Genomic DNA, 12,549 nt, shown 5'->3' on the forward strand with positions numbered 1-12,549 from the left:
TCTTCTCCGCCTACTCGGCCGCCTGCTTGAAGCCACTCTTGGCAAGCGCGGAACATTCGGCCATGACGGCTGAAGCGCGTGCTATCGGATTGGTCAAGTAGAAATCCTTCACCGGCGATACAAAGGCAGTTTTCTCGATGGAACCAGATGCATTTGCCAGCTTCCTGATGTCTGCAGGATCGCCGGCCTCGATCTGATCGATCGCGGCGAGATGCGGATAATCCGTGTAGAGGACGGAACGCAAGGCTGCCAGCGAGTCGAATGACAATTTCTTGCCGAGAACATCCGACAACGCCCTCAGGATGGCCCAATCTTCCTTGGCGTTACCCGGAGCAAAGCCAGCACGATTGGTCATCTGCACGCGGCCTTCCGTATTGACGTACGTACCAGACTTCTCGGTATAAGCCGCACCTGGCAGGATCACGTCGGCGTTATGTGCACCTTGATCGCCATGAGTACCAATATAAACTGTGAAGGCCTTGCTTCTCTTTTCCCAATTCAGTTCGTCAGCGCCAAGAAGGAACAGCACGTCGAGCGCACTCTTCATCTCGGCTACTGTCTTGCCGTTTGTCCCCGGCACAAACCCGATGTCGAGCGCACCAACCCGGCTGGCAGCCGTATGAACAACACCAAAACCGTTCCATTCGACGCTGAGTGCGCCTGTGTCGGCGGCAATCTTGGCCGCAAGACCGAGCACGGATGCGCCGTCGGCACGGGATAGAGCGCCCTGCCCTATGATAACCATTGGGTTCTGGGCTTTCTTCAGTACAGACAGGAACTTCAGGGAACCATTGGCGAGATCTGCCAATGTTTCGGGTCCGCTTCCGAGATACTCGTATTTGTAGCGAAGGTCAGCTTGCTCTCCTATCACGCCAATTGGCGTCCCAGCAGCCCGCCAATGCTTGCGGATGCGAGCATTAAGCAACGAAGCTTCGAAACGTGGATTGGAGCCGATAATCAGAATCGCATCAGCGAGTTCGATGCCATCGATTGACGGGTTGAATATATAGGACGCGCGTCCATTGGCGGTATCGAGGACAGAACCTTCTTGCCGTGCATCAATGTTTTCGGATCCAAGCGATTGCATCAACAGCTTTAGAGCGTACATTTCCTCGACAGTTGCCAGATCACCGGCAATAGCGCCGATCTTGCTGCCCTTCGTCTTGGAGACGGCGGCTTTGATGGCCTCAAAGGCTTCTGGCCAACTTGCAGCAACAAGGCGGCCGTCCTTGCGGACGTAGGGTCGATCAAGACGCTGGGTACGCAAACCGTCCCAAATAAAGCGAGTCTTGTCGGAAATCCATTCCTCGTTCACCTGTTCGTTGACGCGCGGTAGGATGCGCATCACTTCTCGGCCCCGCGTATCGACCCGGATAGCTGAGCCAACGGCATCCATCACATCGATGGACTCGGTCTTGTTCAGCTCCCATGGGCGCGCCTGGAAGGCGTATGGCTTGGAAGTCAGTGCGCCAACCGGGCAAAGGTCGATCACATTACCCTGTAATTCCGACGTCATTGCATGTTCGAGATATGTGGTGATCTCGGCGTCCTCGCCGCGACCGATCAGGCCAAGCTCGGAGATACCTGCAACCTCTGTCGTAAAGCGGACGCAGCGCGTGCAGTGAATGCATCGCGTCATGATCGTCTTGACGAGCGGCCCAATGTACTTGTCTTCAACGGCACGCTTGTTTTCCTTGTAGCGCGATGAATCGACGCCGAAGGCCATTGCCTGATCCTGCAGATCGCATTCGCCGCCCTGATCGCAGATCGGGCAATCAAGCGGATGATTGATAAGCAGAAACTCCATCACGCCCTCACGGGCCTTCTTGACCATCGGTGTATTGGTGAAAATCTCCGGCGTCTCACCATTGGGACCAGGACGCAGGTCGCGCACGCCCATCGCGCAGGATGCAGCCGGCTTGGGCGGCCCGCCCTTCACTTCGATCAGGCACATGCGGCAGTTGCCGGCGATCGACAAGCGTTCATGAAAACAGAACCGTGGCACCTCTGAACCCGCCGTTTCCGCAGCCTGCAGAAGCGTGTAGTGATCCGGTACCTCGATTTCTTTACCGTCGACTTTGATCTTCGCCATTATTCTTCTCCGGCACGGTTGGCCGATTCATAAGCTTCAAACAGGTCTTTTACAGAAACACCATTGATGACCATTCCTGCGAGCAAGGCGCCCTCAATCTTCACATTGCTCATGTTAACATTTCGGAGCAATGTATTGGAAAGATTGGCATCTTCAATCTTTGAATTGCTCAAATTCACTTTTTCGACCACGGCAGCCGACAGATTGACGTTATGAAAACGGGTATTCGATAGATTCACGTCGTCAAATGTGGAACTGGCAACACTTGCGTCGCGCACGTCAAGTACGTCACGTGTCGCATGGATCTCCATCACTCACCTGCCCCGTTGGACATCACAAGAACATTTGCCTGTCCCAGCCAGTCGTCACGAGAAATCCGCCCGCCAAGTTTGAGTTGATCATCAACCTTGGCTAAATCGTCGGCCGTCCACGCCGCTATTTGATCATAAGTCCTAATACCCATGGCATTCAGAACCTGCTCAAGCTTGGGGCCTATGCCGGAGATGCGCTTTAGATCATCCGTTGCAATCTCTGACGCGGTCGCGACGGTATGATCCAATGAATTGATTGCGACCGAAGTGTTGATTTCCGTTGCGGGCATTTTCTTAGCGGCGGGCATTTTGCCGGTCAGAACGGGTGTCTTTTTTTCAACCGCTCCAGCATTCTTGCGGATAATCGCCTTCAGCGCATCTAAATCAGGCGAAGGTTGCGGCTCAACTACACGCGAGTGGCTGGATACAGACGTCAACCTCGTATTCATGTCGAACGCACTTGCCATTGCACCGGCCCAGAAACCCCACATCTGACTGGCAACACCGAGGCCAAGCGCGGAAGCCGCTGCCACAGCGCCGAGCTGAGGTGTCAGTAAATTCGCCGCTGGCAATACGTGCTTCGGCATCAGTGCCGCCAAATCAGCGCTGGAGTTCTTGGTGCCGCTATCTGACATCGCTTTCACCTATTCCGCAGCGACAAGCACTGGGCTTGCCGCAGCGTTGCGTGAAAATTCATCGATCCGGCGTTCGATCTCCGGACGGAAATTGCGAATGAGACCTTGGATAGGCCATGCAGCCGCATCACCAAGGGCGCAGATCGTGTGACCTTCGATCTGCTTGGTAACGTCAAGCAGCATGTCAATTTCGCGCTTCTGAGCGTTGCCTGTAACCATGCGTTCCATCACGCGCCACATCCAGCCAGTTCCTTCACGGCACGGCGTGCACTGACCACAGCTCTCATGCTTGAAGAAATAGGACAGACGCGCAATTGCGCGGACAATATCGGTGGATTTATCCATGACGATGACAGCGGCGGTGCCGAACGACGATTTGACGTTGCGCAGTCCATCGAAATCCATTGGGCAATCCATAATGTCTGCCGCTGTTACCACAGGGCAGGATGCGCCGCCGGGAATAACCGCCAGCAGATTGTCCCAGCCGCCGCGAATGCCGCCCGCATGCTTCTCGATCAGCTCACGGAACGGAATGCCCATGGCCTCTTCGACGGTGCAGGGGTTGTTGACGTGTCCGGACACCATGAACAGCTTGGTACCGACATTGTTCGGACGACCAATGCTGGAGAACCACGCCGCACCGCGGCGCAGGATCGTCGGAGCCACTGCAATGGACTCGACGTTATTGACTGTCGTCGGACAACCATAAAGGCCCATATTGGCCGGAAATGGCGGCTTCAGGCGCGGCTGGCCTTTCTTGCCTTCAAGGCTTTCGAGCAGCGCGGTTTCCTCACCGCAAATATAAGCGCCAGCTCCATGATGGACGAAAATATCGTAGTCCCAGCCATTCTTGTTATTCTTGCCGAGAAGACCGGCGTCGTAGCATTCGTCGATAGCGGTCTGCAGTGCTTCACGCTCGCGAATATACTCGCCGCGCACGTAGATGTAGCAGGTATGGGCAGCCATGGCGAAACCGGCAATCAGGCAGCCTTCGATCAGCGTATGGGGATCGTGCCGCATTATATCGCGGTCTTTACAGGTGCCGGGCTCGGATTCGTCGGCATTGATGACGAGATAATGCGGACGGCCGTCGCTTTCCTTGGGCATAAACGACCATTTCAGACCCGTCGGAAAGCCGGCGCCACCGCGCCCGCGCAGGCCCGAGGCCTTCATTTCGTTGATGATCCAGTCGCGGCCCTTGGCAATGATACCCGCTGTGCCATCCCAATGGCCGCGTGACATCACGCCCTTCAACGACTTGTCGTGAATGCCGTAGATATTATTGAAGATGCGGTCCTTATCAGCAAGCATTTCGCACCGGTCCTACTCTCTTCGTCCATTCTTGCGGATGCGAAATCTGCATCCACCAATCCATTTATCTCGGCTTCTTGCCGAAAACCTTGATGTACTCGGCTTCGCCGCCCTTGGCCAAGGCTTTGGCTTGCTTGACCCAGTCGTCACGTTCGATACGGCCGCCGAATTTCATATAGCTGTCGACCCAGTCGCGCTCGGCCTTCTTCCACGCCGCAACCTGTGCAAAGGTGTAGATGCCAAGCTCGTGCAAGAGGATTTCTAACCTTGGGCCGACGCCGGAGATCATCTTGAGGTCATCGACAAGCGCCGGCTTTTCGATACCCGCGGGGCGATCTTTGTCCTCCAGCGAAACCAGATTCACCGGAGCCTTGATCGTCTGCACTGAAGGTTTCTCGCCCGGCGAACCCTCCGCCAGGGGGGATTCTTGATTGACCGCGCGGCAGGTGCCGCAGCAGCTGCTGGTTTCGAAGTCACCTCTTCAGCCACTTTGGTCGTCTTCACCTTGGAAGGTGATTTGATCGCGGCATTGGTAGCTTCATCATGCGTAACAGGTTTAGCGGCATTCGAGGGCGGAACAGTTGCCTTGTCCGAATTGGCAGCTTTCGCGCGCTTGGGTTTTTCATCGCCATTCAGTGAAGTCAGACCCGTCTGCGGTGCAGAGAAAATACGCTTGATCTGCGGGCCAACCGGAATGGAATCGCCCTTCCCGGCATCGAATGCATCGATGATTTCCTCGAGCCGTTCGGGTGTCAAATCCTCGTAAGTATCCTTGAACACCATGATCATCGGCGCGTTGACGCAGGCGCCGAGGCATTCGACTTCTTCCCAGGACAGAGTGCCGGACTCGTTCAGCTGAAATTGTTCATGATGGATCTTGTGCTGGCAGACCTTCTTCAGATCTTCCGAGCCACGCAGCATGCAGGGCGTCGTGCCGCATACCTGGATATGGGCGCGGGTACCGACCGGCTTCAGCTGAAACTGCGTATAAAAAGTCGCGACTTCAAGCACCCGGATCAGGGGCATATCGAGCATGGTCGCGACATGTTCAATTGCTGCCTTGGTAACCCAACCATCCTGCTCCTGTGCGCGCATCAACAGTGGAATAACCGCGGACTGTTCACGGCCCTTTGGATATTTCTTGATTGCAAGCTTTGCCCAAGCGCTGTTTTCGCGATTAAACGCGAATGCAGCTGGCTGAATGTTATCTTCTGCGAGACGGCGGACGGACATTAACGATCAACCTCACCAAATACGATATCGAGCGAGCCGAGGACTGCAGAGACATCGGCAAGCATGTGGCCACGGCACATGAAATCCATGGCCTGAAGATGGGCAAAGCCCGGAGCGCGCAACTTAACCCGGTAGGGTTTGTTGGAACCATCCGAAACGAGGAACACGCCGAACTCGCCCTTAGGCGCTTCGACGGCGGCATACACTTCGCCCGCTGGCACGCGATAGCCTTCTGTGTAGAGCTTGAAGTGATGGATCAAAGATTCCATCGAACGCTTCATCTCGCCGCGTTTTGGCGGCACGATCTTGGCGGAGGTGTTCGAAACGGGTCCTATACGCTCTTTCCCCAGCAATTGCTCCACACATTGGCGCATGATGCGAACGGATTGGCGCATTTCTTCCATACGGATCAGATAGCGATCATAACAATCGCCATTCTTGCCGATCGGAATGTCGAATTCCATTTCTGAGTAGCACTCATAGGGCTGCGACTTGCGCAAGTCCCATGCGGCACCGGAACCACGAACCATGACGCCGGAGAAGCCCCAAGCCCACGCATCTTCCAGCTTCACGACGCCGATATCGACGTTACGCTGTTTGAAAATGCGGTTCGGCGTAATCAAGTCATCGAGATTTTTGACCGTCTGCAGGAATGGATCGCACCATTTGCCGATATCCTCGATCAGTTGGTCCGGCAGATCCTGATGGACGCCGCCCGGACGAAAGTATGCGGCGTGCATACGAGCGCCGCAAGCGCGCTCATAGAACACCATCAACTTCTCGCGCTCTTCGAAACCCCAGAGCGGTGGCGTCAGCGCACCAACGTCCATGGCCTGCGTGGTCACGTTCAAGAGATGCGACAAGATACGGCCGATTTCCGAAAACAAGACACGGATTAGCTGTCCGCGCTTCGGCACTTCTATCTCAAGCAGTCGTTCGATCGCCAGTGCATAAGCGTGCTCCTGGTTCATCGGCGCGACATAATCGAGGCGGTCGAGATAGGGCACAGCCTGCAAGTAGGTCTTGGCTTCCATCAACTTCTCTGTGCCGCGGTGCAAGAGGCCGATATGCGGATCGACACGCTCGACAACTTCGCCATCAAGCTCGAGCACAAGACGCAAAACGCCATGCGCCGCGGGATGCTGCGGGCCGAAATTGATATTGAAGTTGCGGACGCTATGTTCAGTCATTGTTCGCTTCCTGGCGTGATGCCGATAGGGACATCATCAACGCTCAATTCACCTTTGCCTTTTCATCACCCGGTAGCACATAGTCGGTGCCCTCCCAGGGGGACTGGAAGTCAAAATTGCGGAACTCCTGCCTCAGTTCGACCGGTTCATAGACAACGCGTTTGACCTCGTCGTCATACCGAACCTCAACGAAGCCGGTAAGCGGAAAGTCTTTACGCAACGGATGACCCTCAAATCCATAATCTGTGAGGATACGGCGGAGATCCGGGTGGCCCGAGAATAATACGCCGTAGAGGTCATACGTCTCGCGCTCGTACCAATCAGCGCCCGGATAAACCGGCGTTGCCGAGGGGATCGGCGTATCCTCATCGGTTGCTGTCTTGACGCGGATACGTAAATTCTGGCGCGGCGAAAGCAGGTGATAGACGACGTCAAAACGGTTGAGGCGCGAGGGGTAATCGACACCACTTATATCGATCAGCGAAATGAATTGGCATTTCGCATCGTCACGCAAGAACGTCAGCGTTTCCAGCAAGGCGTCACCTTCGACCTCGATCGTCAACTCGCCATAGGCAATGGCGACGGATTTCAAGGTCAAATTCGGATTCTCCTTGAGATACCCGAAGAGCTCGTCCAATGCTTCAACAGACATCGCCCTCTCCTATCGTTCGATCGTGCCGGTGCGGCGGATTTTCTTCTGCAGCATCAAGACACCATACAAAAGCGCTTCTGCAGTTGGCGGGCAACCCGGGACATAGATATCGACGGGAACCACCCGGTCGCAGCCCCGGACCACGGAGTAAGAATAGTGATAGTAACCGCCGCCGTTGGCGCAGGAACCCATAGAGATGACATAGCGCGGCTCGGGCATCTGGTCATAGACCTTGCGCAAAGCTGGCGCCATCTTGTTGGTCAGCGTGCCGGCAACGATCATCACGTCCGATTGCCGCGGTGAAGCGCGCGGGGCAAAGCCAAAGCGTTCGCCATCATAGCGCGGCATGGAAGTATGCATCATTTCGACCGCGCAGCATGCGAGGCCGAAAGTCATCCACATCAGCGATCCGGTTCGCGCCCAGGTAACCAGTGCATCAGCCGAGGTGACGAGAAATCCCTTGTCGGCGAGCTCATTGTTGATCTCGCCGAAGAAAGCATCGTCGGAACCAACCGGCTTGCCGGTGTTCGGATCAAGAATACCCTTTGGTTGTGGTGCTACGAGGGTAGTGTTGCTGTCGGTCAATCCCATTCCAGCGCTCCCTTTTTCCACTCATAAATAAAGCCGATCGTCAGGACGCCCAAGAAGGCCATCATCGACCAGAAGCCAAACCAGCCAATCTTGCCGAAAGAGATTGCCCACGGGAAAAGGAAGGCCACTTCCAGGTCGAAGATAATGAACAGGATCGAAACGAGATAAAAGCGTACGTCGAACTTCATACGAGCGTCGTCGAAGGCGTTGAAGCCGCACTCATAGGCCGACAATTTCTCAGGGTCCGGTGCACTATATGCGACCAGAAAAGGCGCAACCAACAGTGCCAGACCGATTACCAGCGCTACCCCGATAAAGATAACGATGGGCAGGTAGGAACTCAACAACTCGTTCATGATCCGTCTTTTTCCGCCTTGTGAACTCAGGCTGACAAGAATGCCATGTTATGCACATGACTGCCACAAATACGCGACAGATCACACCATTCTTGAAGCGGGTGCGACAGGCCGAGGGTTAGCGCGTTAGCGCCATGCGCGCAAGTGCAACAAAAATCGTGACAACGTCCATATATTGACTTCATGGGCTACCTGATTTGTCTGCAAACTGCCAAAATATGGCGTTTTTTCCCGTATTACTCTTCAAAATCGCGTCGATTTGCTCTTTAGAACGATATTAATCTGCAGTAGCCATGCGGAGACCTCCGACACGAGCCTCGACTGCGACATTCGGTCCTACAAACGATTTAGGTAGAGAATTGCGTGCCTTTCAGCGCCACTCGTTTTGGCTGAGCAATGCCATCGCATCAGAGACCAGCGAGCGGCTCGAGGCTGAGCCTTTCCCCTTCGTCGAAGGCGAGCCTGGCTTGCCCCGCCCTGCGGTCCAAAACCCACGAGCCAACAGCAACCAGAACGGCAATCACGGCGAGCGCCGATCCAACAAAAGGCAGGTTCTGGTAAGACACGCCCCAAGTCAGCGCCGCCCCGCCAATCCATGCGCCGGACGCATTGCCAACGTTGAACGCTCCCTGATTGAGTGTTGCCGCCAGATTTGGCGCCTCTTCAGCCGTCTCGACCACCCGCATTTGCAGCGGCGGAACGATGACAAAGGTCAAGACACCCCAAACGAATACAACAACGATTGCTGCAACGGCATTCCCGCTGACTTCGGCAAAAATTGCGTGGATGAACATGAGCGCGACGAGCGTGCCGATTACAGTCGGCATAAGTTTCCAATCAGCAAGTTTTCCACCGATGATGTTGCCAACCGTCATACCTGCGCCAAAGAGCAAGAGCACCCACGTGACCGCCGATGTCGAAATGCCTGAGACGTCAGTCAGGATCGGCTTTATATAGGTGAACACGGCAAAGAGGCCGGCGGATGCCAATGCCGAGATAAGCATGGCCAGCCAGACCTGCAATTTCCCAAGCACCCTGATTTCACTTATGAAGCCCCCGCCCTTCTGTTCTTCTCTGGTCGCGGGGACAAGCAAAACGATAGCTATTACAGCGGCAATACCAATCGCAACTACCGCGTAGAACGTTGCGCGCCAACCGTAGATCTCCCCAAGCGCAGTTCCTGCTGGCACGCCGAGGATGTTGGCCAGAGTCAAGCCTGCAAACATCAATGCAATAGCGCTGGCCCGCTTATGGCGGGGAACAAGATTTGCAGCCACCACCGAACCAATTCCGAAGAACGCACCATGGCCAAACGCGGTCACCACTCGTGCAACCATGAGCATCCAGTAATTGGGCGCAATCGCGCAGAAGAGATTGCCGACGACAAACAGCATCGCCAACCCGATCAGCACTGATTTACGCGGCAACGATGCCGTGGCGATCGCGATGATCGGGGCTCCGATGACAACGCCGAGCGCATATCCGGTAACCAGGAGGCCCGCACCTGGAATGGACACGCCGAGATCGGCCGCTACTTCCGGTAGCAAGCCCATGATCACGAACTCGGTTGTACCTATACAGAATGAGGCTATGGCAAGGGCGAGAATCGGTAGGGGCATGAGGCGACCGCGCGTCTGGAGAAAAAACGATGCTGCATAGAGTTGAAATGTTTCACAAATGATTTTTGTGCAACGCAGCAATGCATTTACGCGGGTTCTCGCTGATGGGATATGAATGCGTTTTAGTTATGATCTTAGCAAAATCCTCATCCTTCAGATGGACACTCATGTTAATCTAACAGCCAGGTGCTCCATGACCCGTTACTTGCTGCCATGCCTAGTGTCGTTTTGCCTGACGTATGTGCTGCTCTATCTCGTGAGCACATACGGCAATTCCCTGTCCGGCAAAAACGGCAAAAGGTGAACCGTTACGGAAAAGCCGTAGTTCCCTCGAGGAATGGCACCGCAATAGCGCAACAGCGCCGCGATCTATGGCTTTGATCCGCAATATTCCATGAGTACGCGCTTATCCTGCAACTCTGCGTTCATGATGCCTTCAAAAGCGCGGATGTGCCGATCAACTACTCTCTGCGGCAGTGATGTCTCTTCGAGCGATTGCCGATAGCTGCTATATACCAGACTCTTCGGAAACAGGTGATCGCCGCACATTTCGTACGAACCACGAGCCAGGGCAGCATAAGCGATGTAGTCGGCGTTCTTACGAGTGATACCGTCTGCAACCATCTCCCGGATATGGACTTCGAACTTTTCCTTAAACAGGATTTCAGCGTAACTTCCAGCGTGAGCAACGCCGGAAAGGGCGACGAACGCGCCAAAGCCAAACACCGCATGTCGTACTTTAATAGTTGTTGCCATTGATCGCTCCCTTCCGGTCAGGCCGAGCTTGCAAGTGCTTCTGCCGCATATAATATCACTGCATGGCAATTACATGGAAAAAACCATCATCGGCGGAGAGACTGCCAGAATGATCGGAGCTTCTTTGACCATTCTCCATCTGACCGGACTTGTAGCCCTCATGCCTCGGGAGATGTATCCGGGCCTGGGTCGCCGCCAGCCGCTGCTACGGCCAGTCTGCGCAAATAATGGTTCCAGCCCTTTTCGTGGCTGGCACGTTCCTTCTCGTCGGGCAGTCCGCCATGGGTGAAGCGCACAAGCGTGCCCCCATCCTTCTCGACGAGGTCGATCTCGATCAGGCCCGAACCCGGCGGCACATTCTCGTGGTCCTCCCAGCCGAAGCTATAGGCCAGACGATGAACCGGAATCACTTCCGTGAAGTGGCCCCGGGCAGTGTGGGTCTCGTTCATGCTGAGGAGATAAATGCCGCCGGGATGAGGCTCGACCGTCGCCCTCGTGCCCATCCAGCGTATAATCTTGTCGGGATCGGTGAGGAAGGCGAAGACTGTCGCTTGTGGAGCTGCGATTTCAATCTCACTGTGAAACGTCTCGGTCATCGGCGATTCCTCCCGCGCGCGGCTCGATATCATTCCGGCTTTGGCGCAATTTAAGCCAATCGAGGTTTCGCGCAAGAAACAAAAGCTCGTGACAGGTACCTGATATGGCTGCATGATTGCACTATGCAGCTGCCGTCCGCTCTCTCCTTTCTGGTTGACAAAGCGCTTGACGTGCCAGACGGCGACGTCTTCCTGGCCACGCTCGCAGTGCGACTCATCGCGGACGGTGTGCCGCTGTCTGGCGGCGCGCTCACCCAAGCCGCGCCGCACCCGGTCATCGAGCGACGCACCTGGCTGTGGCGCGCCGATACAGGAAGAGTGATAGAAGCGCTGGCTTTGGCCAGACCTGCCGATCTCGAGCACGCCCATGTCGCTCGCAACTGGCTGGCTGGCATCGGCACCGGTACCATACAGGAGGATTTCTCCGGCGGCCCATCTGACGGCGCCGTGCTTGGCTGGACTGGTAGCCGGCCGTTCAGCCAATCCGAATCGGAGTTGCTGCATGAGGTAGCGCGGTTTGCCGCTGCACCGCTTGCCTTGCTGGCCGCACGTTCGACCCTGGCCGCACTGCTGACGACCTATCTCGGCCGGCGCAGCGCGGCGCAGGTGCTGGCCGGCCGTTTGCGGCGCGAGCCTGGTGAGACCATACGGGCGGCCCTGTTGTATGCCGACCTCCGGGGTTTCACCGAATTGTCGGAGTCGACCGAGCCGCAGGAGGTAATCGCCGCTCTCGACGCCTGGTTCGACCGCATTGCCGGTGCCGTCCATGCCTTCGGTGGTGAAGTATTAAAATTCATTGGCGACGGCGTGCTGGCGATCTTCCCGATCGGCGAGCGCGATGCTGCTGCTGCATGCGATGCGGCATTACGCGCAGTCGCCGCTGCCCGCGCTGGGATGGACCACCTCAATCGCGCTCGCGCTGCGCAAGGCATGCCACCTTTATCGTTCGGCACGGCACTGCATCTCGGAGAAATGCTTTGGGGCAACATTGGCACTGCCGATCGCCTGGATTTCACAGCAATCGGCCCCGCAGTGAATCTCGTGAGCCGACTGGAGGGCCTGTGCCGGCCGCTTGGCCGCACGGCATTGCTCTCCGGCACCTTTGCGGCGGAAACGACGCAGTCGCTGATCCCGCTCGGCGAGCACAGGCTGCGCGGCATCGCTGCCCCGTGCGCGGTGTTTGCGCTGCAATAGTCAGCGGTCCCCA

At 56.0% G+C, this 12,549-nt stretch carries 14 protein-coding genes; 1 reads left to right on the plus strand and 13 read right to left on the minus strand.

Annotation, left to right across the window (positions count from 1 at the left end):
* Nucleotides 1-10 precede the first annotated feature (10 nt).
* The 13 genes from nuoG to N8E88_RS28815 form a co-directional block, all read right to left on the minus strand.
* On the minus strand, nucleotides 11-2,092 hold the full coding sequence (nuoG, locus tag N8E88_RS28760; RefSeq protein ID WP_262293512.1) for an NADH-quinone oxidoreductase subunit NuoG: 2,082 nt from the start codon (nucleotides 2,090-2,092) through the stop codon (nucleotides 11-13).
* Nucleotides 2,092-2,403: a pentapeptide repeat-containing protein gene (locus tag N8E88_RS28765; RefSeq protein ID WP_262293513.1), complete on the minus strand. Its 312-nt coding sequence runs from the start codon at nucleotides 2,401-2,403 to the stop codon at nucleotides 2,092-2,094. The genes nuoG and N8E88_RS28765 overlap by 1 nt, the downstream gene beginning before the upstream one ends.
* Entirely contained in the window at nucleotides 2,403-3,038 is a 636-nt protein-coding gene (locus N8E88_RS28770) for a helix-hairpin-helix domain-containing protein (RefSeq protein WP_262293514.1), read from the minus strand. The genes N8E88_RS28765 and N8E88_RS28770 overlap by 1 nt, the downstream gene beginning before the upstream one ends.
* Before the next feature lie 9 nt (nucleotides 3,039-3,047).
* Entirely contained in the window at nucleotides 3,048-4,349 is a 1,302-nt protein-coding gene (gene nuoF / locus N8E88_RS28775) for an NADH-quinone oxidoreductase subunit NuoF (RefSeq protein ID WP_114429299.1), read from the minus strand.
* Between the two features lie 64 nt (nucleotides 4,350-4,413).
* Nucleotides 4,414-4,734: a helix-hairpin-helix domain-containing protein gene (locus tag N8E88_RS31620; protein ID WP_315975271.1), complete on the minus strand. Its 321-nt coding sequence runs from the start codon at nucleotides 4,732-4,734 to the stop codon at nucleotides 4,414-4,416.
* Entirely contained in the window at nucleotides 4,710-5,582 is an 873-nt protein-coding gene (gene nuoE / locus N8E88_RS28780; protein WP_315975272.1) for an NADH-quinone oxidoreductase subunit NuoE, read from the minus strand. The genes N8E88_RS31620 and nuoE overlap by 25 nt, the downstream gene beginning before the upstream one ends.
* Nucleotides 5,582-6,772 (minus strand): NADH-quinone oxidoreductase subunit D, encoded by a 1,191-nt coding sequence (locus N8E88_RS28785; protein WP_262293515.1) that lies wholly within the window; start codon nucleotides 6,770-6,772, stop codon nucleotides 5,582-5,584. Before N8E88_RS28785 ends, nuoE begins: the two co-directional genes overlap by 1 nt.
* Before the next feature lie 43 nt (nucleotides 6,773-6,815).
* The gene (locus tag N8E88_RS28790; protein WP_262293516.1) at nucleotides 6,816-7,424 is read right to left on the minus strand and encodes an NADH-quinone oxidoreductase subunit C; all 609 of its coding nucleotides are present in this window, start codon (nucleotides 7,422-7,424) and stop codon (nucleotides 6,816-6,818) included.
* A gap of 9 nt (nucleotides 7,425-7,433) precedes the next feature.
* Entirely contained in the window at nucleotides 7,434-8,015 is a 582-nt protein-coding gene (locus N8E88_RS28795) for a NuoB/complex I 20 kDa subunit family protein (protein ID WP_114429295.1), read from the minus strand.
* On the minus strand, nucleotides 8,006-8,371 hold the full coding sequence (locus N8E88_RS28800; RefSeq protein ID WP_112530887.1) for an NADH-quinone oxidoreductase subunit A: 366 nt from the start codon (nucleotides 8,369-8,371) through the stop codon (nucleotides 8,006-8,008). The genes N8E88_RS28795 and N8E88_RS28800 overlap by 10 nt, the downstream gene beginning before the upstream one ends.
* A 407-nt stretch (nucleotides 8,372-8,778) precedes the next feature.
* A complete protein-coding gene (locus tag N8E88_RS28805; protein WP_262293517.1) occupies nucleotides 8,779-9,990 on the minus strand; it encodes an MFS transporter in 1,212 nt (403 codons plus the stop codon).
* A 369-nt stretch (nucleotides 9,991-10,359) separates the two neighbouring features.
* Complete coding sequence (locus tag N8E88_RS28810) at nucleotides 10,360-10,746, minus strand: hypothetical protein (RefSeq protein ID WP_262293518.1); 387 nt, start codon at nucleotides 10,744-10,746, stop codon at nucleotides 10,360-10,362.
* A 158-nt stretch (nucleotides 10,747-10,904) separates the two neighbouring features.
* Complete coding sequence (locus tag N8E88_RS28815; RefSeq protein ID WP_262293519.1) at nucleotides 10,905-11,342, minus strand: SRPBCC family protein; 438 nt, start codon at nucleotides 11,340-11,342, stop codon at nucleotides 10,905-10,907.
* 123 nt (nucleotides 11,343-11,465) lie between these two features.
* On the opposite strand from N8E88_RS28815, the gene N8E88_RS28820 reads away from it, so the two are divergent.
* Nucleotides 11,466-12,536, plus strand: a complete 1,071-nt coding sequence (locus tag N8E88_RS28820; RefSeq protein WP_262293520.1) for an adenylate/guanylate cyclase domain-containing protein — start codon at nucleotides 11,466-11,468, stop codon at nucleotides 12,534-12,536.
* The last annotated feature ends 13 nt before the right edge of the window (nucleotides 12,537-12,549 follow it).

It is taken from the genome of Phyllobacterium zundukense (genome assembly GCF_025452195.1).
In the GTDB taxonomy this organism is placed as follows: Bacteria; Pseudomonadota; Alphaproteobacteria; order Rhizobiales; family Rhizobiaceae; genus Phyllobacterium; species Phyllobacterium zundukense_A.

Coding starts and splice junctions, on each gene's coding strand:
- N8E88_RS28810 (WP_262293518.1), bottom strand. CDS start 10,746: ATGGCAACAACTATTAAAGTACGACATGCGGTGTTTGGCTTTGGCGCG.
- N8E88_RS28770 (WP_262293514.1), bottom strand. CDS start 3,038: ATGTCAGATAGCGGCACCAAGAACTCCAGCGCTGATTTGGCGGCACTG.
- N8E88_RS28800 (WP_112530887.1), bottom strand. CDS start 8,371: ATGAACGAGTTGTTGAGTTCCTACCTGCCCATCGTTATCTTTATCGGG.
- N8E88_RS28820 (WP_262293520.1), top strand. CDS start 11,466: ATGCAGCTGCCGTCCGCTCTCTCCTTTCTGGTTGACAAAGCGCTTGAC.
- N8E88_RS28790 (WP_262293516.1), bottom strand. CDS start 7,424: ATGTCTGTTGAAGCATTGGACGAGCTCTTCGGGTATCTCAAGGAGAAT.
- nuoF (WP_114429299.1), bottom strand. CDS start 4,349: ATGCTTGCTGATAAGGACCGCATCTTCAATAATATCTACGGCATTCAC.
- N8E88_RS28805 (WP_262293517.1), bottom strand. CDS start 9,990: ATGCCCCTACCGATTCTCGCCCTTGCCATAGCCTCATTCTGTATAGGT.
- N8E88_RS28795 (WP_114429295.1), bottom strand. CDS start 8,015: ATGGGATTGACCGACAGCAACACTACCCTCGTAGCACCACAACCAAAG.
- nuoE (WP_315975272.1), bottom strand. CDS start 5,582: ATGTCCGTCCGCCGTCTCGCAGAAGATAACATTCAGCCAGCTGCATTC.
- N8E88_RS28765 (WP_262293513.1), bottom strand. CDS start 2,403: ATGGAGATCCATGCGACACGTGACGTACTTGACGTGCGCGACGCAAGT.
- nuoG (WP_262293512.1), bottom strand. CDS start 2,092: ATGGCGAAGATCAAAGTCGACGGTAAAGAAATCGAGGTACCGGATCAC.
- N8E88_RS28815 (WP_262293519.1), bottom strand. CDS start 11,342: ATGACCGAGACGTTTCACAGTGAGATTGAAATCGCAGCTCCACAAGCG.
- N8E88_RS28785 (WP_262293515.1), bottom strand. CDS start 6,772: ATGACTGAACATAGCGTCCGCAACTTCAATATCAATTTCGGCCCGCAG.